Annotated in this window: 22 protein-coding genes; 4 read left to right on the top strand and 18 right to left on the bottom strand. The window is 60.1% G+C overall.

Features of this window, described 5'->3' with window-relative positions; translation table 11 throughout:
• Positions 1-156: 156 nt before the first annotated feature.
• Complete coding sequence (locus QFW87_RS13475) at positions 157-807, bottom strand: TetR/AcrR family transcriptional regulator (RefSeq protein ID WP_283190747.1); 651 nt, start codon at positions 805-807, stop codon at positions 157-159.
• Between the two features lie 105 nt (positions 808-912).
• Here QFW87_RS13475 and QFW87_RS13470 point away from each other — a divergent pair, with 105 nt between their 5' ends.
• Positions 913-2,118 (top strand): MFS transporter, encoded by a 1,206-nt coding sequence (locus QFW87_RS13470; protein ID WP_283180282.1) that lies wholly within the window; start codon positions 913-915, stop codon positions 2,116-2,118.
• 63 nt (positions 2,119-2,181) lie between these two features.
• Positions 2,182-3,132, top strand: coding sequence for an alpha/beta hydrolase (locus QFW87_RS13465; protein ID WP_283180281.1), 951 nt, complete (start codon positions 2,182-2,184; stop codon positions 3,130-3,132).
• 188 nt (positions 3,133-3,320) lie between these two features.
• On the opposite strand, the gene QFW87_RS13460 is transcribed toward QFW87_RS13465, so the two are convergent.
• From QFW87_RS13460 to glgA, 15 genes are all read right to left on the bottom strand, one after another.
• Positions 3,321-3,776 (bottom strand): hypothetical protein, encoded by a 456-nt coding sequence (locus tag QFW87_RS13460; protein ID WP_283190746.1) that lies wholly within the window; start codon positions 3,774-3,776, stop codon positions 3,321-3,323.
• 177 nt (positions 3,777-3,953) lie between these two features.
• Complete coding sequence (locus tag QFW87_RS13455) at positions 3,954-4,247, bottom strand: phage major tail tube protein (RefSeq protein WP_283190745.1); 294 nt, start codon at positions 4,245-4,247, stop codon at positions 3,954-3,956.
• Positions 4,248-4,634 carry a phage tail sheath C-terminal domain-containing protein gene (locus QFW87_RS13450; RefSeq protein ID WP_283180278.1) on the bottom strand — a complete coding sequence of 129 codons (387 nt, stop codon included), beginning with the start codon at positions 4,632-4,634 and terminating at the stop codon, positions 4,248-4,250.
• Between the two features lie 26 nt (positions 4,635-4,660).
• Positions 4,661-5,461: an endonuclease/exonuclease/phosphatase family protein gene (locus QFW87_RS13445; RefSeq protein ID WP_046053575.1), complete on the bottom strand. Its 801-nt coding sequence runs from the start codon at positions 5,459-5,461 to the stop codon at positions 4,661-4,663.
• 139 nt (positions 5,462-5,600) lie between these two features.
• The gene (locus QFW87_RS13440; RefSeq protein WP_283180276.1) at positions 5,601-6,359 is read right to left on the bottom strand and encodes a PIG-L family deacetylase; all 759 of its coding nucleotides are present in this window, start codon (positions 6,357-6,359) and stop codon (positions 5,601-5,603) included.
• Positions 6,360-6,479: 120 nt separating this feature from the next.
• The gene (locus tag QFW87_RS13435; protein ID WP_283190744.1) at positions 6,480-7,139 is read right to left on the bottom strand and encodes a glycosyltransferase; all 660 of its coding nucleotides are present in this window, start codon (positions 7,137-7,139) and stop codon (positions 6,480-6,482) included.
• Positions 7,136-7,735, bottom strand: coding sequence for an SAM-dependent methyltransferase (locus QFW87_RS13430; protein WP_283190743.1), 600 nt, complete (start codon positions 7,733-7,735; stop codon positions 7,136-7,138). Before QFW87_RS13430 ends, QFW87_RS13435 begins: the two co-directional genes overlap by 4 nt.
• A complete protein-coding gene (locus tag QFW87_RS13425) occupies positions 7,732-8,490 on the bottom strand; it encodes a PIG-L family deacetylase (protein ID WP_283190742.1) in 759 nt (252 codons plus the stop codon). Before QFW87_RS13425 ends, QFW87_RS13430 begins: the two co-directional genes overlap by 4 nt.
• Positions 8,487-9,476, bottom strand: a complete 990-nt coding sequence (locus tag QFW87_RS13420) for an acyl-CoA dehydrogenase (protein ID WP_283180272.1) — start codon at positions 9,474-9,476, stop codon at positions 8,487-8,489. Before QFW87_RS13420 ends, QFW87_RS13425 begins: the two co-directional genes overlap by 4 nt.
• Before the next feature lies 1 nt (position 9,477).
• Positions 9,478-11,637 (bottom strand): glycogen debranching protein GlgX, encoded by a 2,160-nt coding sequence (gene glgX, locus QFW87_RS13415; RefSeq protein WP_283180271.1) that lies wholly within the window; start codon positions 11,635-11,637, stop codon positions 9,478-9,480.
• A gap of 114 nt (positions 11,638-11,751) precedes the next feature.
• Complete coding sequence (locus QFW87_RS13410; protein WP_283180270.1) at positions 11,752-12,069, bottom strand: DUF2934 domain-containing protein; 318 nt, start codon at positions 12,067-12,069, stop codon at positions 11,752-11,754.
• A gap of 21 nt (positions 12,070-12,090) precedes the next feature.
• Complete coding sequence (locus tag QFW87_RS13405) at positions 12,091-14,877, bottom strand: malto-oligosyltrehalose synthase (RefSeq protein ID WP_283190741.1); 2,787 nt, start codon at positions 14,875-14,877, stop codon at positions 12,091-12,093.
• Complete coding sequence (gene malQ / locus QFW87_RS13400; protein ID WP_283190740.1) at positions 14,874-16,952, bottom strand: 4-alpha-glucanotransferase; 2,079 nt, start codon at positions 16,950-16,952, stop codon at positions 14,874-14,876. Before malQ ends, QFW87_RS13405 begins: the two co-directional genes overlap by 4 nt.
• On the bottom strand, positions 16,949-18,745 hold the full coding sequence (treZ, locus tag QFW87_RS13395; protein ID WP_283190739.1) for a malto-oligosyltrehalose trehalohydrolase: 1,797 nt from the start codon (positions 18,743-18,745) through the stop codon (positions 16,949-16,951). Before treZ ends, malQ begins: the two co-directional genes overlap by 4 nt.
• 13 nt (positions 18,746-18,758) lie before the next feature.
• The gene (glgA, locus tag QFW87_RS13390; RefSeq protein WP_283180266.1) at positions 18,759-20,345 is read right to left on the bottom strand and encodes a glycogen synthase GlgA; all 1,587 of its coding nucleotides are present in this window, start codon (positions 20,343-20,345) and stop codon (positions 18,759-18,761) included.
• 561 nt (positions 20,346-20,906) lie between these two features.
• Between glgA and QFW87_RS13385 the strand changes: the two genes are divergently transcribed.
• The gene (locus tag QFW87_RS13385) at positions 20,907-21,719 is read left to right on the top strand and encodes a crotonase/enoyl-CoA hydratase family protein (RefSeq protein ID WP_283190738.1); all 813 of its coding nucleotides are present in this window, start codon (positions 20,907-20,909) and stop codon (positions 21,717-21,719) included.
• Between the two features lie 6 nt (positions 21,720-21,725).
• The gene (gene nudC, locus QFW87_RS13380; protein WP_283190737.1) at positions 21,726-22,556 is read left to right on the top strand and encodes an NAD(+) diphosphatase; all 831 of its coding nucleotides are present in this window, start codon (positions 21,726-21,728) and stop codon (positions 22,554-22,556) included.
• Here the strand turns inward: nudC and QFW87_RS13375 are convergent.
• Together QFW87_RS13375 and QFW87_RS13370 are read right to left on the bottom strand one after the other, a co-directional pair.
• Positions 22,524-23,303 carry a TSUP family transporter gene (locus QFW87_RS13375; protein WP_283180263.1) on the bottom strand — a complete coding sequence of 260 codons (780 nt, stop codon included), beginning with the start codon at positions 23,301-23,303 and terminating at the stop codon, positions 22,524-22,526. The genes nudC and QFW87_RS13375 overlap by 33 nt on opposite strands.
• Positions 23,304-23,406: 103 nt before the next feature.
• A complete protein-coding gene (locus tag QFW87_RS13370) occupies positions 23,407-24,645 on the bottom strand; it encodes an acyl-CoA dehydrogenase family protein (protein WP_283180262.1) in 1,239 nt (412 codons plus the stop codon).
• Positions 24,646-24,661 lie beyond the last annotated feature (16 nt).

The following is a 24,661-nucleotide window of genomic DNA, read 5'->3' as shown; positions in this document are numbered from 1 at the left end:
GCCTTAAAGGTTCCTACCTCCTTACGTTCGGTCGATAACGACCAGTTACGAAGGGCAGCAGCCGACCCAAAGCGGACATTCTTCAGGTACAACACGCTCATCAACAGCCAAAGAGCTGTCGATACTGATGCGCTTACTGGGAACAGGGTTCGCTGTTTACTGCCGTTTAGGGATTGCCTTAATAATCGCCGGACGACCGATACACGACGCATCCCATACCGTCATGATTTGCGTCACCGCGTCGTTTATCTGTTTGAGGGGCACACCGTCTCGGGCCAGTACCGAAATCCCCAGGAGAAAGCTGTCAAACACCGTGGCCAACGCCTCGGGCACAACCGTGGTTGGCAGCTCCCCGGATGCGATAGCGCGCTCGACACACGCCACCATCCCTGCACGGTTCAAGGATCTTGCGTCAGCCAGCGGCTGGGAGATGGCTTTGCTTTCATCCGTGCAGGCACTCAGCAGACCCAGCGCCACCAGGCATCCTGCTGGGTGGTCGGGCTCACACTGCATTTTCGCGGAGCGCCGCAGCGTAAGTTCGACCGACTCTCTCGGGGGGAGCGTGGTGTCAAACAGGCTATCGGTCACCCGGCCGTGGGTGTTCAGGTAACGTTCCATCACTTCATTGAACAGCGCCTGCTTTGAGCCGAATGCAGCGTAGAAGCTGGGTGCGGTGATGCCGCCGCCGATATTTGCCTTGAGCTGGCTGAGTGATGTTGCGTCATAGCCGTGCTCCCAGAACAAATGCATCGCCTGAGTAATTGCCACGCCACGGTCAAAGGTGCGTGGACGTCCCATCTGTGCCATGTGAACCTCCTTTCGATCACTTAAATACTAATCGATATATAAGTCGTTGACTAGATCGCGGCACACCCCCATATTATACCGATCGGTATATATATGAGGTGGCAAATGACTATAGATGAACGACAGAGCGGAAAGCTTCCGCTTGGAGCCCTGCTTGCACTGGCGATGACGGGTTTCATTTGCATTGTCACTGAGACCTTGCCAGCAGGTTTGCTACCTGAAATCGGCAGTGGCCTGGGTGTCTCTGCGTCTCTGGCCGGACAGATGGTGACTGTCTATGCGTTGGGGTCATTGCTGGCGGCAATCCCGCTGACCATTGCCACGCAAAGCTGGCGCCGCAGGACGGTACTGCTGGTGACGATTGTCGGCTTCCTGGTGTTCAACTCCCTCACGGCGCTGTCTTCCGATTACTGGCTGACGCTGATTGCACGGTTTTTCGCCGGGGTTTCAGCGGGATTGGCCTGGAGCCTTATCGCGGGCTATGCACGGCGCATGGTCGCCCCTCATTTGCAGGGGCGCGCATTGGCGGTGGCGATGGTGGGTACGCCCATCGCGCTGTCGTTGGGTGTGCCGATGGGAACCTGGCTGGGTGGATTCATGGGCTGGCGCATGGCCTTTGGATTGATGTCCGGCATGACCCTGATATTGATCGTTTGGGTGCTGATCAAAGTGCCGGATTACCCAGGCCAATCATCCTCACAGCGCATGCCGTTACGTCAGGTATTTTTCACCCCAGGCGTCCGTTCGGTATTGGCGGTCGTCTTCACCTGGATGCTGGCCCACAACATTCTTTACACCTATGTCGCGCCTTTCGTTTCCAAGGCTGGGCTGAACAGTGACGTCGATTTGGTATTGCTCACATTTGGTGTCGCTGCGCTGGCCAGCATCTGGCTCACGGGCCGACTGGTCGACCGGCACCTGCGAACAACCGTGCTGGCCAGCCTTGCAACATTCGCAGCGGTTTCGATTTTCCTCGGAGTGTTCTCAGGCTCCGCCACAGCCATTTACGTAGGTGTCTTCATTTGGGGGCTGACCTTTGGTGGCGCGGCCACCCTGCTGCAAACAGCACTCGCCGACGCCGCAGGCAAGGGCTCTGACGTTGCGCTCTCCATGAACGTAGTGGTCTGGAACAGCGCTATTGCTGGCGGTGGACTGCTGGGTGGCGTGTTACTCGGCCAATGGGGAACGAATGCATTTCCTAGCGTGTTGCTGGCGTTGCTATTGATCAGCTTGGCCATTGCATTTCGGGCACGGGCGCATGGTTTTCCACAAGGTCAACGGCACACTACCCAAGCGATCCACAGTCATTGATCGGGGGATAGCACGCCTTCGCATGGTCGTAATTTTCAGTCATAACTCGATGGGAGAAATAAAATGAAACAGCGCATTAGATCGACCCTCGCCGCAATCGCAATCACCCTGGCTTTGCCATGCTTGGCACAAGCGGCAGAGTTTCCTGTTCCAGCGGGATTCAAGAGTGAATTCAAAACCATAGACGGCGTGAAGCTCCACTATGTGAAGGGCGGTTCCGGGCCTTTGGTTTACCTGGTCCACGGATTTGGTCAAGCCTGGTATGAGTGGCACAGCTTGATGCCCGAACTCGCGAAGACTCACACCGTAGTTGCGGTGGATTTACCGGGCCTGGGCGAGTCGGAACCGCCCAAGACCAGTTACACCGGCACTGACGTCTCGAAATATCTGTTCGCCCTCGCGACACAGCTAAGCGGGAACCAGCCGTTTGACTTGGTTGCGCACGACATCGGTATCTGGAACACCTATCCCATGGCAGTAACCCACCAAAGCCAGATAAGGAAACTGGTGTACATGGAGGCACCGATTCCCGACAAGCGCATTTACGATTTCCCGGCATTCTCACCACAGGGTGAGTCGCTGGTCTGGCATTTCAGCTTCTTCGCCGCTGGCAACCAATTGGCCGAAAAGTTGATCACAGGGCATGAGAAATTGTTCCTCTCGCACTTCATCAAAGAACACGCGACCAACAAGGATGTCTTTACGCCTGAGCTGCTCGATCTTTACGCCAAGTCATACGCCAAGCCCCATACGCTGAACGCGTCGTTCGAATACTACCGAGCGCTTAACCAATCGGTCACTGAAAACGTCGAGCTGGCAAAGACTCCCCTGAACATGCCCGTGCTGGCAATCGGCGGTGGAGGGCACGGCGGGATGGGGCAATTTCAAGTGGATCAAATGAAAGAATACGCGACCAATGTAGAAGGCCAGGTCTTGCCCAATTGTGGGCACTGGTTGCCGGAGGAGTGCTCCGCTGAAATGAATCCTCTGGTGGTCAAATTCTTGAATAACTGACGGATGTTCTTGATGCGTAAGGTGGCTGCTATTTGAAACGCGGGGGCCACCGGTGTGAACCGCGGTCGGGGCTTGGCGCATGTCCGATTTTGGCCGATTTCTGCCTATCACGACTGACCGAAATCGACCAAAAGCGGCGGTCGACGGACACAATCGGCCTGCTTTAGCAGCGCAGGTTGAGTTGCCTTCTAGAAAGCAGCCGCATCGTTGATAGCTGCCTCATAGGCATGCTTCTCAAATGTGAAGGGGCCGACTCCTTCAATGATTTGAGGTTCTTCATAGCCGTTCTCGTAAGCAAAGGAATCCCACGTGAAACAGTCATCGTTTTGGCGAACAGATACTGCGTAGGCGCCACACCCGATGTCACCGCACTCGGGGCATATGTAAAGGAGTATCCGACCGCTTTCTATTTCAGCGGGCTCGCGTAATAGCAGACGAGAATTAGATTGTTTGTTTTGCTCTAGGAAGCCCTTAACGAAACAACCCATAAAGTCGGAATGTCCACCAGCAGCAATAACGATAGCATTGAGCAACGAACGTTCGTTTATCAGAAAATCGGAGGAGCATCGTTCGGCCACGGTGTAGCCATTTGAGGCGCTTCCCGGACGAAACAACTCTTGAAATGTGAGGGTACTGGCTTCCATACCTGCGAACCACTTTATGCACTGAATTGGCGTGGAATTACATACAACATCGTGGGTTGGTACAAGCCACATTTCATCCGCCGACTGACCGCTTTTGGCCGTTCTCTGCCGATCATGGTTACAAAGCGTGCTGGCCAAATCCGATGCAATCTGGTCAGAACGAATGCAAATGACTGGTCAGGTGGAATGCAAACGGATGGGCAAGTGGAGTGCAATTTCGCATTGGTGGGTTAGCGCAGACATGGTGTTTAGCAGGACGTTGATGTGAGGTCGCCCCCCCTCATCGACAGCATGGCGCAACTTGTCGATGCCATCCGGCAGCTCGATCAACCCGGCCATACCCAACCCATGAAAGTCGCTCATCACGGTTTTGATGGTGCCCAGGTCAATCTCTTCACACTTGCCAAAGAAGCTGGTGCCATCCAGATACACGTTGGCGTTGGAGATCCGGTGTGCGCTAAAGCCTGCCATTTATGCGTTCCCCAGGTTAACCAGGTATTCCCCGGTTATTTCGGTTTCAAAGGTGCCGCGTTCAAACGGCAGCGGCACGGTGAGTTTGTAGTTGAACAGTGCGTGGTCCTGTCCTAGTTCGGTTTGTGGGTTGCGGGCCGGGTCGTACCAGCATTCACCGCCGAGTAAGGCGCCGTCGCCGATGAGTTTGCGCAGGAACAGGTTGACGCTTTCGGTGATGCTGGTGATGAGTGAAGTGGTGATGGGCTGGTTGACAAATTGCAGCACGCTGTAGCGGATGGATTCGTCGACGACGTCTTTGGTGCGCCGCACGTTTTCGAAGTTGCGTATGTGGGTGACGCTGGGCCAGGCGCGCGGTGCGGTTGCCCCATAGGCGCAGGCCGGCACAGTATTCTACGAAGCTATTGGGCGTTTCAAAGATGCACTTCCACCGCCAACGGCAAATGATCCGACAAGTGCGTCCAGGGCTTGTGCCCCAGTATTCGCGGCTCATGACTGCTGGCATTGCGCAGATAAATCCGGTCCAGACGCAGCAGCGGAAAGCGTGCCGGATAGGTTTTCGCCGGGCGACCGTGGTGACGCTCGAAGGCTTCATGCAGATAGTCGCGTCGGGCGAGGGCGGTGTTGCCTTGCAACTGCCAGTCGTTGAAGTCGCCGGCGATAATCACCGGCGCATCGTCGGGCAAGGATTCGAGCAGTTGGCAGAGTAGCTGGAGCTGCAACTGGCGATGGCTTTCCAGCAGACTCAAGTGAACGCAGATCGCATGGACTTCGGTGTGGCCCGGTACATCCAGCACGCAATGCAGCAACCCGCGCCGTTCGGGGCCGGTGATCGAGACGTCGAGGTTGCGGTGTTCGCGGATCGGGTATTTCGATAACAGGGCATTGCCGTGGTGACCGTTGGGGTAGACCGCGTTGCGACCGTAGGCGAAGTCGCTCCACATGCTGTCGGCCAGGAACTCGTACTGTGAGGTCTGCGGCCAATCGTTGTAGCGAGTGGAATGGCGGTCGTGTTCACCGACGACTTCCTGCAGGAACACCAGGTCCGCCGATGTACTGCGTACCGCTTCACGCAGTTCCGGGAGAATGAAACGTCGGTTGAGTGCGGTAAAACCCTTGTGGGTGTTGACCGTCAGTACTCTCAGTCGATGAATCGCCGGGGGCGTGTTCAATGGAGATGATTCGACGGCCTGCCACTTGGAATCACTGGTCACGTTCACTCCTCTGAATCAGGACTGGTTATGTATGCGACTGATGCAGCGACGGGCAGTTCAGAGTGATTCGTCGTAACAACCGTTCACCGAAAACTGTAGCAGCAGCCTCGCAAGCTCGGCAGCTGCTACCAGCGCTACGTCAGACAAACACAATTTCATAAGGCAACCGTATCCGCTCCAGAAGCACCGGGGGCAGCAGCGGGGCGAGGCCGATGGCTGGCTCGCCGTCGAGCTGGCTGGCATAGGCGTGGGTGGCGTGGCTTTTGCGCGCGACGGTCCAGGTGTCCAGGCGAACCTTGCGCGCGCGATGCCACGGTATGAGCCCTCGATCACGCGTTGGCCAGTGCCAGGCCCAGACCGGTACTTCGTTGAACGCCGCCCCGACCATGGCCGCGGCCTTGACGCTGGCGCGGCCGACGGCGTCATGGTCGACAATGCCATCCTCGCGCCAGGTGCTGAATACCACATCCCCGGGGCGTAAATAACGGGCAATGAATTGAGTCATCTGACATTCCCGTTCGGCCAGGGCGTTGTCGGTGAAGCCGCCACGAATCCATTTGAGGCTGTGCATCGGCAGCCCGAGCCGACGCAAGGCTTCGAGGCTTTCCTGGGGGCGGAACACGCTCAAGCGTTTCTCCGACCACTGTTGCGAGCCCGGATGGCTGGCGCTGCCGTCGGTAATCGAGATTAACTGGAGCGGATGTCCCTGGGCGCTGAGCAGCTGCAGCAGGCCGCCGCAGGTCACGACTTCATCGCCAGGGTGTGGGGCAATCACTACAGCGCGTGCGCCGGCGGGGACCAGGGTCTGAGTGCTGATGACAGGAATGTTGTCCAGTTGCGGGGCGCTGTTCCAGATTTGTACTGGCAGGCTGCTTTCACTGATGGAAACCGATTTCATGGCTACGTCCTTGTTCTCGTTGATAGCAGTGTGCAGCGCTCCAAACCCTGGATTGCCGCGAGCAGAGTATTGCTTATGTCACGCTATTCGTCGCCTCGATGTTCCATCCGGTACGTTTTTTTATCCGACCTGCACCATGTCCCGCAAAAAATCACCAAATCCTCCCCGTGCGCGGCTGTCCAGTCGAGCACTGGTGAGCACCTGGGGACGCTGGCTCCAGGCAATATTCGCCCCGCAGCGCTCGAGTTGCCGCACCAGTTGTACATCTTCGTCACTGGCCAGCGGTTCGAAACCACCGGCACGCCGGTAAGCCTCGGCACTGATGCCCAGGTTGGCACCATGGATATGCCGGTGGCCGTCGCGGGCCTGATAACGCTTGTGATAGCGAATCTGTGTCGCCTCATCGAAGGCCGCGTTCCACTGATCGACCGTCACCGTGCCGCACACCGCGTCGGCACCGAGGTCCAGTTGCGCCACCAGCCAGTCCTTGGCGACCCGGCTGTCGGCGTCGGAGCAGGAAATCCAGCGCACCCCCCGATCCAGTAAAAACCGTGCACCCGCGGCGCGCGCCTGGCCGACGTTACGCGCCTCGATCGCCAGGCTATGCACTGGGTAACTGTCAACAATCTCTGAGGATCGGTCAGTGCAACTGTCGAGCACCACCAGCACCAGGACCGTTTCACCCTCCAGCCGTTCATGGCACGCGGCGCGCAGGGCGGCCCGTATGCACTGCTCGATCAACTCTTCTTCGTTATGCGCCGGGATCAAAATGCCAATCATCGCAAGCCCTCCAGCGCGGCCACGGAGCGCGGTTCACGGCTCCAGAGTTCCAACAGGAAATCGGCCTCCTGATGCAGGACCAGGCGCGGCAAGTGCAACTGTTCGTGAAGCAGGTCATGGACCTGTCGGGCGTTCAGCGGGCAGCCATCGATCGGTGGGCGCCAGTGGCAGGCCAGGAACTGGCCGTCGGCAGTCAGTGACCGGGCGGCGTGTTCGATCAGGCACTTGAGGTCTTCGGCGTCCAGGTAATAGCCGACTTCGCTGAGCACGATCAGGTCAAACTGCTCGTTGGGCCAATCGCTCGGCAGGCGACTTTGGCGGACTTCGGCATGGTCGAACAGACTCAGGCGAGTGCGAGCCAGCGCCACGGCGGCGGCTGCCGTATCGCAACACAACAGGCGATCGCAGCGAGTGGCCAGATCAGCGCTCAGTTCCCCGTTGGCGCAACCGGGTTCGAAGATCGCGCGGTAGTGCTGTCGGGGCAGCGCTGCCAGCGTTATGGCGCGTTTGCGCTGTTCGTACCAGCGCTGACGGAACACCCAGGGATCGTCGTTGCCGGCGAACAAACCGTCGAAATAGCAATCCTCGACGCTCATACAAACACCACTTCAAACGGTTGCAGTAACCGGTCCAGCACATACGGTGCCAGCACCGGTGGCAAGCCGATTTTCGGGTCGCCCTCCAGTTGGCTGGCGAAGGCATGAATGGCGTGACGTTTGCGCGCCACCAGCGCCGGGGCCAACAGTATCTTTCGCGCCCGGTGCCAAGGCACGAAACTGTCTTCCGGGGTTGCCCAGTGCCAGGTCCAGACGGGCAGCTCATGCAGCGCAGCACCGACCCGTTTCGCCGCTTCGGCACTGGCACGCCCCACAGCCTCGTGATCGCAATGGCCGTCTTCTCGCCATGTGGTAAAGACCACATCGTTGGGCCGCAGATGACGTTCGATGAACTCGCACAACTCGGCTTCCCGTGCCGCGACCTGACTGTCGGCGAAACCACCGCGCAACCATTTCAGGCTGTGCAATGGCAGGCCGAGACGGCGCAAGGCCTGGGCCGATTCCTGCGGGCGGACCACGCTCAGGCGTTCCACCGGCCAGCGCTCGGAACCGGGATGGCTGGCACTGCCATCAGTGACTGAAATCAGTTGCAGCGGCCGGCCGGCCGCAGCGAGCAATTGCAGGAAGCCGCCGCACCCCAGCACTTCGTCATCCGGATGGGGGGCGATGATCACGGCGCGCGAGCCTTCCGGCACCAGCGTCAGGATGTCGGTCACTGGCAACTGCGCCAGATGGCTTGAGGTTTGCCATAAATGCAGAGGCGTTCCCTGGCCAACTATTGGATTGGTTTTCATAGCGCCCATTTCCCCGAAAGTACTCTCTGCCCAAGCGCTGCAAGATCCCGTTCGGCGTGGCTTTGACGCAGGAACACCGGCAGGTCGGCGATCAGTCGGGCGAACTGTCGGTCCTTGCAATAGGGACCCGCGCCGAGGGCATGGCCGACGTGCAGCATGACCTGTTCGGCGGCGTGTTCCACCACCGCTCGGGCGCGCCGGGCCAGCAATTCGGCGTCGTCCAGCGGGGAGGCGTCGATCATCAATGCGCTGACCCGCAATACCTCGGCGGCAGCATGCAGCGCACTGTCGACCGCGCCCAGGTGGGCGAGGGCGTGGGGTTCTTCACGTTGAGCGCAATGGCTGCGCAGGCGTTCGGCGATGCTCTGTGCCGCGCCGTACCAGCAAGCGGCAATGCCGATTCCGCCTTGCCAGAAGCCGGGACGTTGCAGGTAATCGCCGGGGTTGCCAATGGCTTGTGCTTCGGCGCCTTCGAACAGCACCTCGACGCTGCCAGTGGCACCCATTCCGACGGCTTGCCAGCCCTGATCCGTAACGGTCACGCCGGGTTGATCCAGCGCCACCGCAACCAATTGCTGCCGGTCGTGATGATCCCATGCCGTGAGCAACGCATGACTCAACACCGAAGCACCTGAACACCAGGCCTTGCGCCCATTCAGCACAACCATCTGACCTTGCGGCCTGACTTGCACGCGCGCTTGCGGTGGTTCGGCAGCCCACATGCCCCACGTGCTGCCCGGCGTAGGCGAGCCACCCAGTTGCTGGATGATCGCCAGTGCATCGGTATGGCCTTCGTACAACTTGCACAACCCCAGATCATGAGCACCGACTTCGGCCAGTCGCTGGAATCGCTCCAGCGACTGGCCGCTACCCGGCAGCGGAAGCTGATCAAGTTCAGCCTCCACCAGCGCCCGCAGGCACCGGCCTAGCGCCTGAGTATCAGCGTAGTCCGGTGACTGTCGATCGAGAAACGCTTGAAGGTCCATTTCACTCTTCTTCCTCATGCTGCAATTCAAACAGCAGCAGCGAACGGCCAGTGACGGAATATTCGTGCCCGAACTCGAAGCGTTCCTGCCCGCGAATCGACGGTTGATTGGTGTCGATCATGCACGTCCAGTGATAGCCGTCAGGCACTTCCGGCAAGGTGAAGTTAACGATGTCGTGGTGCGCGTTGACCACCAGCAACAACGTCGCGTCACCACCTTTGCGGCGGATCCCGGTTTCCTGGGCGCGGCCATCCATCAGCATGCCGAGGCAGCGGCCATGGCCTTCCTCCCATTGTTCGATGGACATTTCGCTGCCATCCGGCGCGAGCCAGGTGACGTCCTTGACGCCGATGTCCTCGTTGTAGTTGCCCACCAGGAACCGACCGCGACGCAGGATCGGGTAGGCCAGGCGCAACTTGATCAGCCGTTTAACAAACTTGAGCAGGGCCTTGCCGTCTTCGCTCAGGTCCCAATTGACCCAACCGATATCGCTGTCCTGGCAATAGGCGTTGTTGTTGCCCTCCTGGGTGCGGGCGAATTCGTCGCCGGCCACCAGCATGGGCGTGCCTTGGGACAGCAGCAGGGTGGCGAAGAAGTTGCGCATCTGCCGCTGACGCAGCTCATTGATCTCGGGGTCGTCGGTCGGGCCTTCGACGCCGTGGTTCCAGGACAGGTTGTTGTTGCTGCCGTCCTGATTGTTCTCGTCGTTGGCTTCGTTGTGTTTGTCGTTGTACGACACCAGGTCGTTCAGGGTGAAACCGTCGTGGGCGGTGACGAAGTTCACCGAGGCGTACGGCCGCCGGCCACGCTGATTGAACATCTCGCCGGAGGCTGTCATGCGACTGGCGAAGTCCGCCAGTTGGCCGTCGTCGCCTTTCCAGAACGCACGCACGGTGTCGCGGAATTTGTCATTCCACTCGACCCAGCCTGGCGGAAAGTTACCGACCTGATAGCCGCCGGGGCCGCAATCCCAGGCTTCTGCAATCATCTTCACCTGGCGCAGCACCGGGTCCTGACGGCAGGCGACGAGGAAGCTGTGACGTTCGTCGAAGCCATCGTGGTAACGGCCGAGAATGGTCGCTAAATCGAAGCGGAAACCGTCGACGTGCATTTCCGAGGCCCAGTAGCGCAGGGAGTCGGTGACCATTTGCAGCACGCACGGGTGACTCAGGTCCAGGGTGTTGCCGGTGCCGGAATCGTTGATGTAGAAGCGCTTGTCGTCGGGCATCAAGCGGTAGTAAGAGGCGTTGTCGATGCCGCGCATGGACAGGGTCGGGCCTTGTTCGTTGCCCTCGGCGGTGTGGTTGTAGACCACGTCGAGGATTACTTCAAGATTGGCTTCGTGCAGGTGCGCAACCATCTCCTTGAACTCAGCGATCTTGCCACTGGCCAGGTAACGCGGGTCGGGGGCGAAGAACGCGATGCTGTTGTAGCCCCAGTAATTGGTCATGCCTTTGTGCAACAGATGCTGGTCGTTGACGAAGGCATGAATCGGTAGCAATTCGACTGTCGACACGCCGAGCTTGCGGATGTGTTCCAGCACGTCATCGACCATCAACCCGGCGAAGGTGCCGCGCACATTCTCGGGGACGGAGGGGTGACGCATGCTGATACCGCGCACGTGAGTCTCATAAATGATGGTCTTGTCCCACGGCACGCTGACCCGATGGTCGTGACCCCAGGTGTGGGCCGGGTCGATCACCTTGCACTTGGGCACGAAGGGCGCGCTGTCCCGTTCATCGAAACTGAGGTCGGCGTCGGGATGGCCGATGGTGTAGCCGAACAGGGCTTCGGACCATTTCAACTGGCCGACCAGTTGTTTGGCGTAGGGGTCGATCAGCAGTTTGTTGTGGTTGAAGCGATGACCGTTCGCCGGGTCGTACGGGCCGTAGACACGGTAGCCGTAGATCATCCCCGGATGCGCGTCGGGCAGGTAGCCGTGGTAGATCTCGTCGGTGTATTCCGGCAGTTCGATGCGTTCCAGTTCGACCTCGCCGGCATCATCGAAGATGCACAGCTCGACCTTGGTGGCATTGGCGGAAAACAAGGCGAAGTTGACCCCCAGGCCATCCCAGGTCGCGCCCAGCGGGAAGGGCAAGCCTTCACGGATTCGCGAGGCCTCGACCTGAGGTTCTGGCGCGGCTTTCTTCGGACTGGTCATAGGTGCTCCTGCAAAGGGGTGACAGTTCTTGGCTCTGGTTTTTTTTGAGGGCGAGCGAGCCCTCGGTGGCGAGAAGGCTCGCCACGAGGTCAATCAGGACACAGGTGAGAGGCGTCAGACAGCGGGCGGTTTACGCGCTGCTCGAGGCTTTTTCTCGTTGGCTTTTTCGCCCGGCGGGATGACCTTGGAGGCAGCGGCGGGCTTGGCTTTGGTGTTTGGCTCCGCTGCCTTGCCATTGGCTTTGCTGGCAGGGGCCTTGGTGCCGGCGGTTTTGCTGCCCGCCGCTTTTGGCGATTTGCTCGGTGCCAGGGCTTCGGCTTCAGCCAGTTTGCGGGCCATCTCCCAGTGGCGAGCGTCCTGGCCCTCGGGTTTTCCTTCCGATTCCCAGATCTGATAGGCGAATTCGCGGATACGTTTATCGTTAGTGCTCATCGCAATGCTCCTGAACTGAACTCAAGTGTGGGTAGTTTGGATAAAAAGATTGATCGGGAAATCCACTAGCGCGTCGCTGATGTTCAGCTCCCTTTGGTGTGTGACTGTTGTGCCTGAAAAAAGTCCCTTCAAATTTTCATCAGGGACGGTGAACGGTAATTTGACCCGTGTATCGCCCCACAGCGGCGCGTCAATCCGGGGTTCGGCACTGTTTTTCAGCAGCTCGGCGCAACGTATCGGTACGATCACGATGGCGCGTTTTCCTTCCAGCGAGCGAGCAAATGCCAGCACCCGGTGAGCCTGGCTGCCGACGACTTCAAGGGCTTGATACGTCCCTCGCCGAAACAGCTCGGTGTGCTCGAGCCGCAGGTTCAACACATGAGCGATCAGCGCTTGTTTAATGCGCCCGTCGCGCCAGTCAGCCAACAGTTCGGGCAGTTCCAATGGCGTCTGCATCGACTGCTGACGGCTGGCGTAATCCACCGGCCGGCGGTTGTCAGGATCGACTAGCGAGAAGTCCCAATACTCGTTGCCCTGATAGAGGTCCGGTACCCCCGGCACGGTCATGCGCAGCAAGGTTTGCGCCAATCCATTGAGGGCTCCGGGGACGGAGATGCTCTTGGCGGCTTTGCCGAGGGCCGCACGTAACAGTTCACCTTCGGGGCTCAGAAGCAGACGTTGCAGGAATTGCTGAACCGCTTGTTCGTAAGCCTCGTTCGGCGCGCTCCAGCTGCTTTGCAACTTGGCTTCGCGCAAGGCTTTCTGTTGCCACTGCCACAGACGTTGAGTGTAGTTCTCCAAGGCTGTTTGATCGTCACTGCGCAAATCGAGCGGCCAACTGCCGAGGATCGCTTGATAGAGGATCAACTCATCGCCCGCAGTCGGTATCTGGTCGTCGTCGCGCAGGGGACGAGCGAGGGTCCGCCAGAGCGTGACTTGCTCGGCGTACCAGGCACTGCGCTCGCTCAGCACCGCCAGGCGCGCGCGGGTGTCTTCGCCGCGTTTGTGGTCGTGGGTCGCGGTGGCCAGCAAATTATCGGGGAACTCGTCGAGACGGTTGATGCAAGCCGCATGGAAATCGGCCACCGGCGCGCTGAACTGTTCGGTGCTGAAGCCCACGTCATTGCGCGACAACAATGTCGCCGAGCGATAGAACGCGGTGTCCTCCACAGCCTTCGCCGCCGCCGGCGACGTCAGTTGCTGAAAACGCACACAGGCATGCTTGAGCATCTTGCGCGGCCGGCCCAACGGGTGTTTGCGCCACGGCTCCCCCCCCAGCCAGCTGGCCAGGCAATCGAGCACCGGCCAGTCGGCCTCGCCGAGGGTTTGCCTGGCACCGTCCATGGCTTGCTGGAAAAACACATCGTCTTCAGTCGAACGCCCACGGGGGCTGATGTAGGTGCGGTACACCGGGAAATGCACGATCAGTTCCTGCAACGCCCGACGGATTGCACCGAGGGTCAGGTCGCGGGTCATCAGGTCATCCCGGGCCACTTGCAACAGGGCCTGGGCGACGCTTTCGAAGTCGCCGGCGAGGGAACCGTTGAGGATCTGCTGGCGGGCCAGTTGCGCTTCCTGACGGAAATCGGCAGGCCGTTCGCTGTAGCGATTCCACAGTTCGGCCAAAGTGTGCGCGCCTTCCGGAGCGTGTTGCAGCAGCGACAGCTGATTCATGAACTCGTAACCGGTGGTGCCATCCACCGACCAGTCACGGTGCAGGGTTTCACCTTCGCCGAGGATCTTCTCGACGTAGATCGGCAGGTGCCGATCCCGCGACAGGCTGTCGACCCGTCGCCGCAATTTGCGGCAGTAACCCCGAGGGTCGGCGAGGCCGTCGATGTGGTCGATGCGCAGACCGTCAAACAGGCCTTCGGCCACCAGTTCGAAGATTTTCGCGTGGGTGGCTTCGAACACGGCCGGGCGTTCGACCCGCAGGCCGCCCAGTTCGTTGATATCGAAAAAACGCCGCCAGTTGATGTCATCTGCTGCTGTGCGCCAACTGGCCAGGCGATAGCTTTGGCGTTCAAGCAACAGGTGCAGGCGCTGGAAACCTTCGGCGGTGAGCGAGTCGTAAGCGCTGAGGTTGTGCTGGATGGCCTGCAGAATCGTCGGATCGCTGGCCAGTTCACGCAACTCTGTTTTAAGCGGCATCGCCAGACTGTGGGCGTCGGTCTGGTAGCTCAAGGTGCTGAAACGGTCTGCCAGCGCCTTGAGCGATTCGGCACTCAGCGGGTCATCGGTTCTGAGCAGTTCGCCGTAATTCGTCGGACAGATCGGGAAGTGATGCTCATAGTGCTCGACATAAAACGCACCCTTTTGCGCATCGAAGCGCAAGGGCAGGGTGCCGTCCTGCAAGGCGATGCCGTAGTCGCTGCCGAGGAAGGGCAGCAGCAACTGGCCTTCCATCAACGGGTCGGGCGAATGCCATTGGATATCGAAGAATTCGCCGTAAGGGCTTAGGCGTCCCCATTCCAGCAAATCCTGCCACCAGGGATTATCGCCACCGCCGACGGCCATGTGGTTGGAGACGATGTCGAGGATCAGCCCCATGTTCTGCTCGCGCAATGCGCTGACCAAACGCCGCAGCGCCGCTTCGCCGCCCAGCTCCGGGTTGACCGTGGTCGGGTCCACGACGTCGTAGCCATGCATGGACCCGGCGCGAGCACTCAGCAGGGGTGACGCATACACATGGCTGATGCCGAGGCTGGCGAAGTACGGCACCAGCGGCACCGCATCGTCCAGCGTGAAGTCTTTATGGAACTGCAGCCGCAGGGTGGCCCGCAGCGGTTGGATAAGCGTTTGCTTCATTGGTCACGCTCGGCCGCCTGAAGCCGCGCACAGGCGAGCAGTTCCAGACGCCGAGCGGCGTCCGGGTCATCGAGCAAGGCTTCACTGTCGCCGGGCAAGCGTCGGGACCAATTGGGGTGCGTGTCGGTGGTGCCGGGCAAGTTGGCTTGCTGCTCGATGCCCAGGGCATCTTCCAGCGGCAGCAACACCAGCGGCGCACGGGTATGACCGAGGAAACGTATCGCGGCATCGAGCACCTGATCGGTTTCATGGGACTCTTCGCGAAAGTTTTGCGGGTCCTCGCTCAACACCCGACGCAGGCCTTCACGCTCGCGTTCGCGGTGGTGGCGCCATTCGATTTCACCCGGGGCGTCGACCAGGCCCAGTCGGGCGTTCCAGTCGATATCGCGGCCATGCCACCAGCCATTGAGCGTCGGCAGGTCGTGGGTACTGGTGGTCGCCAGTGCGTTGTCCGGCCAGTCGAGAATCGGTTTGAAGTGCGCGTTGTCCTGTTCGAACAACAGCACGCGCATGCCGAGAATCGAACGGGCGATGAGCTTTTCTCGCAGACCATCGGCCACGGTGCCAAGGTCTTCACCGAGGACGATGGCTTGATGGCGATGGGACTCGAGGGTCAGCAAACGCAGCAGGTCATCCACCGGGTAATAGAGGTAGGCGCCGTCGGCGGGTGACGCGCCATTGGGGATCACCCACAGCCGTTGCAGTCCCATGACGTGATCAATGCGCAGGCCACCGGCGTGGGCAAAATTGGCGCGGAGCATTTCGATGAATGCACGAAAGCCATTGCGCACCAGACCTTCGGGCGAGAACGCGGAAATCCCCCAGCCCTGACCGGTACGGTTGAGAATGTCCGGTGGTGCACCCACGGTCAGCGAGGCGAGCAATTCGTCCTGGCGACTCCAGGCCTGGCTGCCACCGCCATCGGCACCGACGGCCAGATCGGCGATCAGGCCAATGCTCATGCCGGCGCTGCGGGCGGCGGTTTGTGCGCGCTCCAGGCAGCGCGTGATCAGCCATTGGCAGAAGGCAAAGAAGCCGATGCGCCCGGCGTTTTCTTCGGCGAATTCGGCCAGGGCCGCGCTGCGCGGGTTTTGCCATTGCACGGGCCACTGCCGCCAGTCGAGACTTTCACCCTGGGCGGCGCGGGCTTCTTGGATGGCTTCAAAGCGGCAGTGGTTTTCCAGGGCTTCGCCAGCAGCGTGGCGGAAGCTGCTGAAGTCGGCATGCAACGGGTGTTCGCCCTGGACAAAGCCTTCGTACAACGCCTGCAACAGACGATGTTTGGCTTCGGCCGCCACCGGCCAATCAATCAACGGCAAGGCTTCGAGGTGCTTGAGTTCTGCCGCCAGGCCGGTTGCATCAATCGCGGTCCGCAATGCTCGATCACCCAGGATCGCGCCCGGTGCGGCGTACAGACTGTTGAGAAACAAACGGCTGGAAGGCGAATACGGGCTGTAGCGCTGGGTGTCGCTGCCGAACATCGCATGCAGCGGACTGATCGCCAGCGCTTCGGCGCCACGTTCGCCGGCCACCCGAGCCAGGTCTTCCAGCGCCTGGGTATCGCCGAAACCGCCATCGCCCGGACGACGCAGCGCGTACAGCTGCACGCTCAGGCCCCAGGCGCGGGGGATCGGACTGTCGACGGCATCGCCAACGCTGTAGCAGCGCGTCGGTGCAACGGCCAAGGTAAACTCCTGTCCGTCGATGCTGACGTGCTGATAACCGACCGGGACCAGGCCAGGCAGTATCGCCTCGGCATCCAGTTTTAAATGAAGTCGCGAGCCATCTTCAAGGTGGATCTCGCACGGTGTTTGCGGCTCAAAGTAATGCGCCAGGCTGAGGCCGACACCGAAGTCTGCGGTCAGCAGCGGCGGCAGGTGTCGGGTCTGTTGCACCTGCTGCAGTTCCTGCAGGCTGGCGTCGATTTCCTGAGCGCTGCCGGCCGGGTGGCCGAGTCCGGTGAGGACGTTGCGTAACACTGATGGGGCGACTTTCTGTGGGCGGCCATTGGCGTCGATCCAGTCGACAGCCAGGCCAGCTCGGCTGGCCAGTATTTCCAGTTGCGCATCGCTCATTGGCGCTCTCCATCCGGGGGTAGCAAAGGGGCTGCGGCCGTGAGGCTGACTAGCGCGCAATACGGGGCAAGTGTGCCCTGATCCAACAGACCGGCTGACTGTGGCGGGTATTCGAACAACAACGAAGCGTCGGCCTGTGGGGAGTGGACCACCGGCGTGTCGCTGAGGTTCAGGTCAATGCACAGCAGGCTGCCATCGCCCAGTCGCCAGCGCGCCGTTACTGCGCCTGCGCCCAACACGTCCGCGCCCAATGCTTGAGCACCGGGCAGGCGGGGAATGATCTGCTGATGGCGGATCTGCAACAGTTGGCGATACAGGTCGTGTATGGCGGATTGTCGGGTTGATGTCAGCTCGGGGCGTGAAGCCTCAAAGGTCTGGCGCGCGTTGGGGTCGGGAATCTGCTCGCGTTTGTGCGGATCAGCAAACGCGCTGAAGGCGGCAAACTCGTTACGTCGTCCCTCGCGGACCAGCTCCGCGAGTTCACCGTGATGGCTGGTGAAGAACAGGAACGGTTGTTCGGCGGCGAACTCGTCGCCCATGAACATCAGCGGGATCATCGGTGACAACAGCAGTAATGCGGTGGCTGCCTTGAGCGCATCGGGGTTGGCCAGTTGATGCAGCCGTTCGCCCAAGGCGCGGTTGCCGATCTGGTCGTGGTTTTGCAGAAACAGCACAAAAGCACTGGGCGGCAAATGACCGCTGGGCTCGCCACGGGGTGTACCGTGACGGGTCAAGTGGCCTTGAAACACAAAACCCTGGCTCAGGCAGCGCGCCAGTTGTTCAGTGGGGTTTTGTGCATAGTCGGCGTAATAGGCGTCGGTTTCGCCAGTCAGCAGCACGTGCAAGGCGTTGTGACCGTCGTCGTTCCACTGCGCGTCGTAGCCTTCTCCGAGCAGGCTGGCCTGGTTGTGTTCGTTTTCAACGGTCAGCCACACATGCCTGGCCGGATCGGTTTGCTGGCGAACCTTTTGCGCCAGTTCCTGAAGAAAGTCAGGGTCTTCGATGGCGTGCACCGCGTCCAGGCGCAAGCCATCGAAGCGGTACTCCAGCAACCACATCAGCGCATTGTCGATGAAGAAATCCCGCACCTCGCGCCGCCGGAAGTCGATGGCCGCACCCCACGGGGTGTGCTTGTCTTCGCGGAAAAAGCCCTTGGCGTAGCGATGCAGGTAGTTGCCGTCCGGGCCGAAGTGGTTGTAGACCACGTCGAGAATCACCGCCATGCCATGACCGTGGGCGGTGTCGATCAAGTGTTTGAGTTGTTCGGGAGTGCCATAGGAGGCTTGGGGCGCGTAGGGCAGAACCCCGTCATAACCCCAATTGCGGTCACCGGGGAACTGCGCCAGGGGCATCAGTTCGATCGCGCTGATGCCCAGCTCCACGAGGCGCGCCAGGTGCTGCTCGACTTCGCTGAAGCCGCCGAGCGCACCGACGTGCAATTCGTAGATCACCGCCTCATTCCACGGCCGACCAAGCCAGGCGCTGTGTTGCCATTGATAGGCAAGTGGATCGACCACCACGCTGTGGCGGTCGATATCACCGGCCTGCGCGCGGGAGGCCGGATCGGGCACCGCAAGCTCCCCGTCGATGTTGTAGCGGTAACGCGTGCCGGCGGGGCAGCGGGTGTTGATCACGAACCAGCCATCTGCCTGGGGCAGGAGTGGCAAGGACTGTCCATCTTCCAGTTCGACACTGACGTAAAACGCATCTGGCGCCCACAAGGCAAAACGCGTGTGCTCTGCGTCCAGCATGATTGCGCCGTGGGGCCAGGTCTCAAGGGTCCGTAACGGCATCTTTGAAAACCTCTTAATGTTTGCCCGATTTACCCAGCGCCTTGGTCACCAGTTTTTCGTAGAGTTCGGCGTACGGTTCGACCGCCTTGCACCAGTTGAAAGGCGCGGCCATGGCCCGGCAGCGCATGGCATTGAGCAGGTCGGGGAAGGCAAAAACCTTGAAGGCCCGGCTCAGGGCTTCCTCGTAACTTTCGGCCGTGGATTCGTCGAACAGGAAACCGGTCACGCCGTTTTCAATGGTGTCGGCTAAACCACCGGTGTTGCGTGCCACCGGCAACGAACCGAAGCGCTGGGCGTACATCTGGCTCAGCCCGCAAGGCTCGTAACGCGAAGGCATCAGCAGGAAATCACTGCCGGCGAACATGCGACGGGCGTCGGTCTCGTTGAAACCGATGCGCACGCCGATCTGGCCTGGAAAACGCAGGGCCAGTTCACGCATGGCTTGTTCTTCTTCCGGCTCGCCACGACCGATGATCGCGATCTGCCCGCCAGATTTGACGATGTACTCGGAGACGGCTTCGGTCAGGTCCAGGCCTTTCTGATAGACCAGTCGCGAAACCACGGCGAACAGCGGACCTTCGCTATCATCCAGGCCAAACAGCTTACGCACGTGGGCGGCGTTGACCGCTTTGCCTTCCCAATCGCCAATTTTGAAGGGGCGGAACAGGTGCGGGTCGGTAGCGGCATCCCAGCTTTCATCGATGCCATTGGGAATACCACTGAGCAGACCTTGCTGGGTCTTGGCGGCAAGAAAACCGTCGAGACCGCAGCCGAAGGCCGGGGTGGTGATTTCCTGGGCATAGGTGGCGCTGACGGTGGTGATGTGGCTCGAATAAGCCATGCCGGCCTTGAGGAACGACATCTTGCCGTAGAACTCCATGCCTTCCTGTTGCAAGGCATGCATGGGAATACCCAGTTCCGGGCACGAGCCAAGACTGGTCACGCCCTGATAGGCGAGGTTATGAATGGTGAACAGCGTCGGGGTCCGCTGTCCACGCCAGTGCATATAAGCGGGTGCCAGACCGGCAGGCCAGTCATGGGCGTGCACCAGGTCCGGGCACCAGTGAATTTGTGCAAGATTGGCGGCGATATCGGCAGCGGCCAGGCCCAGACGGGCGAAACGAATGTGGTTGTCCGGCCAGTCGCGGCCGTTGTTGGCACCGTAAGGCGAACCCTCGCGCTCGTAAAGCTCGGGGCAGATCAACACGTAAATGACCAGACCGTCGGGCATGTCCATGCGCCCGATCTTGCAGGGGGGCAACGCGGCGTGACCACCGAGTTCACCAATGATATGAATCGGGTTTTCGCTGTTCAGCACTTGCGGGTAACCGGGAATCAGCACACGCACATCATGCAGATGCGCCATGGCTCGCGGCAGCGCTGCGGAAACATCGCCCAGACCACCGGTTTTCACCAGATCGGCGATCTCCGAGGTGACGAACAACACTTTCTTCTTGTTGGGGTTCTGACTGGTCACCGGTGTCAGCGTCTTTGTGCCTGGGACGCTGACCGATTGGTGACTTGGCGCGCTTACAGTGCTCGTTTCGCCGACCTGCTGATGAGCACGTTCTCCCTGAATATCTAAAGCCGCACTGATCATATAAATCTCCCGTGTTGTTGATCTAATTCTTAGGTCTGGCACAAACGGTGTTTCGTGGCCAATTCCTGTGGCCGGGCGCAAACGCGCTACGCATCGGAGAGCAAGCGCCGCCAATACGATGAAGCAGAATGGCTGTAGAGATCGTTGCAAGGATTGCACCAGTCGCAACGCACCTCCCTTTAACCTGACCCGTCACGAGCGGCAAAAGTTTCGACTTTCTTCCCGCTTTGTGACCGGCCGGTTTCGCCCCGCGAAACTGAGTCTAGGCCAGAACTTAGAGCGGGGGAGGCCAGATGGCAAAATTGTTCGACAATCGGTTTAAAGAGGTACGGACGTACCGCTTGGAGGGGGAAACGCACCGACGAAGGGCATGATTTTTTACCTTTTTGCCTCAAAAAAAAGTCGAGATGTCACATGAATGTGCGAAGCGCGGCAATGCTCGCGCACCGTTGTGGTGCGCAGGCTAAGTCCCGTCTTTGGCCGAACCGCTGCCTTACGGTCGGCCTTGATGCCTTGTTATAGTCCGGAACTCATTTTCTGCCCGGTAAAAGGATCACTGCCATGTCTCAGTACACTGCGTTCACCGTCGAACTGAACGATAAAGTCGCCCATGTGCAGATCAACCGGCCGGAAAAAATCAATTCGATGAATGCCGCGTTCTGGAGCGAGATCATCGAGATTTTCCAGTGGGTCGACGACACTGACGAAGTCCGGGTGGTGGTCCTCAGTGGTGCGGGCAAGCATTTTTCTTCCGGCATCGACCTGATGATGTTGGCCGGCGTGGCCAATGAACTGGGCAAGGACGTGGGTCGCAACGCGCGCTTGCTGCGCCGCAAAATCCTCGCCCTTCAAGGGTCTTTCAATGCGGTCGACCATTGCCGCAAACCGGTGCTGGCGGCGATTCAGGGTTATTGCCTGGGTGGCGCCATCGACCTTATTGCTGCTTGCGACATGCGTTACGCCGCCGAAGACGCGCAGTTTTCGATCAAGGAAATCGACATCGGCATGGCGGCCGACGTTGGCACTCTGCAACGCTTGCCGCGGATCATCGGTGACGGCATGCTGCGTGAACTGGCTTACACTGGTCGCACGTTCGGTGCCGAAGAAGCGCGTGGCATGGGCCTGGTCAATCGCGTTTACAGCGACACGACCAGCCTGCTCGACGGTGTCATGGGCATTGCCCGCGAGATCGCCAGCAAGTCGCCGATTGCGATCACCGGCACCAAAGAGATGATCAGCTACATGCGCGACCATCGCATCGACGACGGCCTCGAATACGTCGCCACCTGGAACGCCGCCATGCTGCAATCCACTGATCTGCGCGTGGCCATGGCCGCCCATATGAGCAAACAGAAACCCGAATTTCTGGATTGATTAAAAATGATTTCACGCTGGACCACCGCAGTACTGGACACCGACCAACCCGGCGGCTGGGCCGTGGCGCGCAGCCCCGAAGGCTTTCTGTTCGATGACAATGGCGCGCTGTTTGCGCGCGAATGGCTCAAGCGCCAGGACCTTTCGATCCTCGCCGAACATGGCATCGGTCACCTGGACGGCGAACCGGTCTATTTACTGGAGCTGCGCAGTCACAGCGATGTGCCGGGCTGCAACTGGAAAGGCCTGCGGGCGTTCATGCTCGAAGGCGACCATACGATTTACAAGGTGCTCGGTTATGCCGCGCAAATCGGCACCTGGGCCCGCGAACACCGCTTTTGCGGCAACTGCGGGCAGGCGATGACCCAAGTGACCCGGGAACGGGCGATGTATTGCGAGCCGTGTGATTTACGCAGTTACCCGCGCATTTCGCCGAGCATGATCGTACTGGTGACCCGTGGCGATGAAGTCCTGCTGGCCCGTTCGCCGCGCTTTGTCCCCGGGGTCTACAGTACGTTGGCGGGGTTTGCCGAACCGGGCGAGTCGGCCGAAGACTGCCTGATTCGTGAAGTCCGCGAAGAAGTGCAGATCGAGGTCAAGAACATCCAATACATGGGCAGCCAGTGCTGGCCGTTCCCGCATTCGATGATGCTGGGTTTCCATGCCGAATACGCCGGCGGCGAGATCGTGTGTCAGGAAGACGAGATCGAAGACGCCCAGTGGTTCAACGTACGCGAGCTGCCGCCGTTGCCGGCGTCACGCTCGATTGCCCGTTACCTGATCGACGTCTATGTGGCGCGGCGCTTAGGCCACGCTGAACCAGTGTTGCCAGGCTAACCGCACGGTCAAGCCCAACACCACGGTGATGAACACCGGGCGAATGAACTTCGCACCGCCGCTGATGGCGGTGCGAGCCCCGAAGAACGCCCCGACCATCACCGACAGGCCCATGCTCAGGCCGATGATCCAGTCCACCTGCCCGGAAAACACGAACACCGACAGTGCCGCAATGTTGCTGACGAAGTTCATGCTGCGCGCCACGCCGCTGGCCTTCACCAAGTCGATGGGGTACATCAGCATCGTGCTGACGGTCCAGAACGCACCCGTGCCGGGACCGGCCACGCCGTCGTAGAAACCAAGGCTGAAGCCTTGGGTCGATTGCCACTTTTTCTTGATCGGTGCGTCGCTGTCCAGCGGTGCTTTCGGCGTTCCGCCAAACAACAGATAGACGCCGCAGCCGAAAACGATCACCGGGAGCATCTTGTTCAGCCATTCCGCCGGCAGGTAGTGAGCAACCACGGCACCGGTCAACGCGCCCACCAGCGTGCCGACAATGGCGTGCATCCACTGCCTTGGATGGAACAGCTTGCGTCGGTAGAAGGTGAAACTGGCCGTGGCCGAGCCGAACGTCGAACTGAGTTTGTTGGTGCCCAGCACCAGATGCGGCGGCAGGCCTGCGGTCAGCAGCGCCGGGGTGGTCAACAGGCCACCGCCGCCGGCAATGGCGTCGATGAAACCGGCAATAAAAGCGACGAGGGCCAGAATGGCCAGGGTGGTGAGGTCAACACTGAGTTCGAAAGGCATGGAATCGGCTTATTCGGCGGAGTGCAGGACAGGGCTGCGGGGAAGGGCCGATATCTTACCTATATCCAACTACTGCGGCGACCCGTCTGACCCTATCGTCGGATCACTTGGTCTGTGGCCCGTTCCCGATTTGCCACACAAACGGCGGCTCGGTCCCGTTGATCGCCCAATCCCCGACAATCCGCGCCTTGTAGATCACCGGATTGTGCGACGACACCGTCCGCGCATTGCGCCAGTGCCGGTCCAGTGATTTACCCACGCGAGTATCCGAAGCCCCCAGTGCGTTGAATAGTTGTGCGGTTGCTCGCTGGATTAGCTCAGAAACCACCACCTGCGCCTTGGCCGATTCGATTTCCGCCGCGACATTCGCCTCTTGTTCCAAGGCATCATCACCCGAGAATCGCGCCAGATAAGCCCGTTGCGCCGGTTGCGCAGCCCTCAAGGCGCTGGCCTCGGCCGCATACACCAGTGCCGCAATCTCACCGACCACTTGCTGCACCTGCGAATCCTGGCTGACGTGCTGCGCATTGCCATGGCTGTAGATACGTTTGCGTTCACGTACTTGGTGAGCCACATCGCGCAACGCCGCACGACCGATCCCGGCCAGTGTGGCCAGCAGCACCAGCTGATAAAACGCGGTCTGGTATTTGAAACGGGTGGCGAAGTCGATGATGTTCTCGGCCTCCACCTCGGCATCGATAAACCGTGAGGTGCCACTGCCGGTGGTGCGCTGGCCGAAGCCGTCCCAGTCGTCGCTCTGCACGATGCCGGGTTGGCGGGTTCGGACGGCAGCAATCACGTCGCCGCCGGTGTCGCTGCGGTGCGCGTACACGTCGATCCAGTCGGAAAACAGGCTGCCAGTGCTGTAGAACTTCTCGCCGTTGAGCCTCCACTGATCGCCGTGAGGTGAGACTTTGGTGATGGCATCGCCAATGGCGACGCTGCCAATCTCGGTCCAGGCATTGCCGGCGATGTCACCGTCGACAAAGCGCTTGAACCACAGATCCCGGCCTGGCCCAGGTGTCGAGTTCAAGCGATCCTCGGCAAAGGCGAAGTGCCCGCGCAAGGCCTGAGGCACGTTGGAATCGGCTTCGGCCAATTCGATCAGCAGCTCAAACAGTTGTGGCAGGGAGGCGCCGCCACCGCCGTATTCAATCGGAATCCGTACGGCGCCGAAACCGGCGTCCTTGAGCCACTGAATCGGTTCGTACGGAAGGCTGCGGGACTGTTCGCGCTCAACGGCACCGGCGGCGATGCGTTGGAAAATCGGCCGGAACCTTGCGGCCAGCGCTTCATAGTCAGTGCCAGTGGACAGCGGATTGATTACCTGATGTTCGGTCATGGGACGGCTCCTTGAT

Origin of the sequence: Pseudomonas sp. PMCC200344 (assembly GCF_030053095.1) — a bacterium.
Classification (GTDB): Bacteria; Pseudomonadota; Gammaproteobacteria; order Pseudomonadales; family Pseudomonadaceae; genus Aquipseudomonas; species Aquipseudomonas svalbardensis.
Note: the sequence above shows the minus strand (reverse complement) of the source record. Positions and strands in the feature narration are given on the sequence as shown.

Coding starts and splice junctions, on each gene's coding strand:
- QFW87_RS13385 (WP_283190738.1), top strand. CDS start 20,907: ATGTCTCAGTACACTGCGTTCACCGTCGAACTGAACGATAAAGTCGCC.
- glgA (WP_283180266.1), bottom strand. CDS start 20,345: ATGATCAGTGCGGCTTTAGATATTCAGGGAGAACGTGCTCATCAGCAG.
- QFW87_RS13375 (WP_283180263.1), bottom strand. CDS start 23,303: ATGCCTTTCGAACTCAGTGTTGACCTCACCACCCTGGCCATTCTGGCC.
- QFW87_RS13455 (WP_283190745.1), bottom strand. CDS start 4,247: ATGGCAGGCTTTAGCGCACACCGGATCTCCAACGCCAACGTGTATCTG.
- QFW87_RS13475 (WP_283190747.1), bottom strand. CDS start 807: ATGGCACAGATGGGACGTCCACGCACCTTTGACCGTGGCGTGGCAATT.
- nudC (WP_283190737.1), top strand. CDS start 21,726: ATGATTTCACGCTGGACCACCGCAGTACTGGACACCGACCAACCCGGC.
- malQ (WP_283190740.1), bottom strand. CDS start 16,952: ATGAGCGATGCGCAACTGGAAATACTGGCCAGCCGAGCTGGCCTGGCT.
- QFW87_RS13465 (WP_283180281.1), top strand. CDS start 2,182: ATGAAACAGCGCATTAGATCGACCCTCGCCGCAATCGCAATCACCCTG.
- QFW87_RS13420 (WP_283180272.1), bottom strand. CDS start 9,476: ATGGACCTTCAAGCGTTTCTCGATCGACAGTCACCGGACTACGCTGAT.
- treZ (WP_283190739.1), bottom strand. CDS start 18,745: ATGCCGTTACGGACCCTTGAGACCTGGCCCCACGGCGCAATCATGCTG.
- glgX (WP_283180271.1), bottom strand. CDS start 11,637: ATGACCAGTCCGAAGAAAGCCGCGCCAGAACCTCAGGTCGAGGCCTCG.
- QFW87_RS13425 (WP_283190742.1), bottom strand. CDS start 8,490: ATGAAAACCAATCCAATAGTTGGCCAGGGAACGCCTCTGCATTTATGG.
- QFW87_RS13410 (WP_283180270.1), bottom strand. CDS start 12,069: ATGAGCACTAACGATAAACGTATCCGCGAATTCGCCTATCAGATCTGG.
- QFW87_RS13430 (WP_283190743.1), bottom strand. CDS start 7,735: ATGAGCGTCGAGGATTGCTATTTCGACGGTTTGTTCGCCGGCAACGAC.
- QFW87_RS13370 (WP_283180262.1), bottom strand. CDS start 24,645: ATGACCGAACATCAGGTAATCAATCCGCTGTCCACTGGCACTGACTAT.
- QFW87_RS13460 (WP_283190746.1), bottom strand. CDS start 3,776: ATGGAAGCCAGTACCCTCACATTTCAAGAGTTGTTTCGTCCGGGAAGC.
- QFW87_RS13470 (WP_283180282.1), top strand. CDS start 913: ATGACTATAGATGAACGACAGAGCGGAAAGCTTCCGCTTGGAGCCCTG.
- QFW87_RS13405 (WP_283190741.1), bottom strand. CDS start 14,877: ATGAAGCAAACGCTTATCCAACCGCTGCGGGCCACCCTGCGGCTGCAG.
- QFW87_RS13435 (WP_283190744.1), bottom strand. CDS start 7,139: ATGATTGGCATTTTGATCCCGGCGCATAACGAAGAAGAGTTGATCGAG.
- QFW87_RS13440 (WP_283180276.1), bottom strand. CDS start 6,359: ATGAAATCGGTTTCCATCAGTGAAAGCAGCCTGCCAGTACAAATCTGG.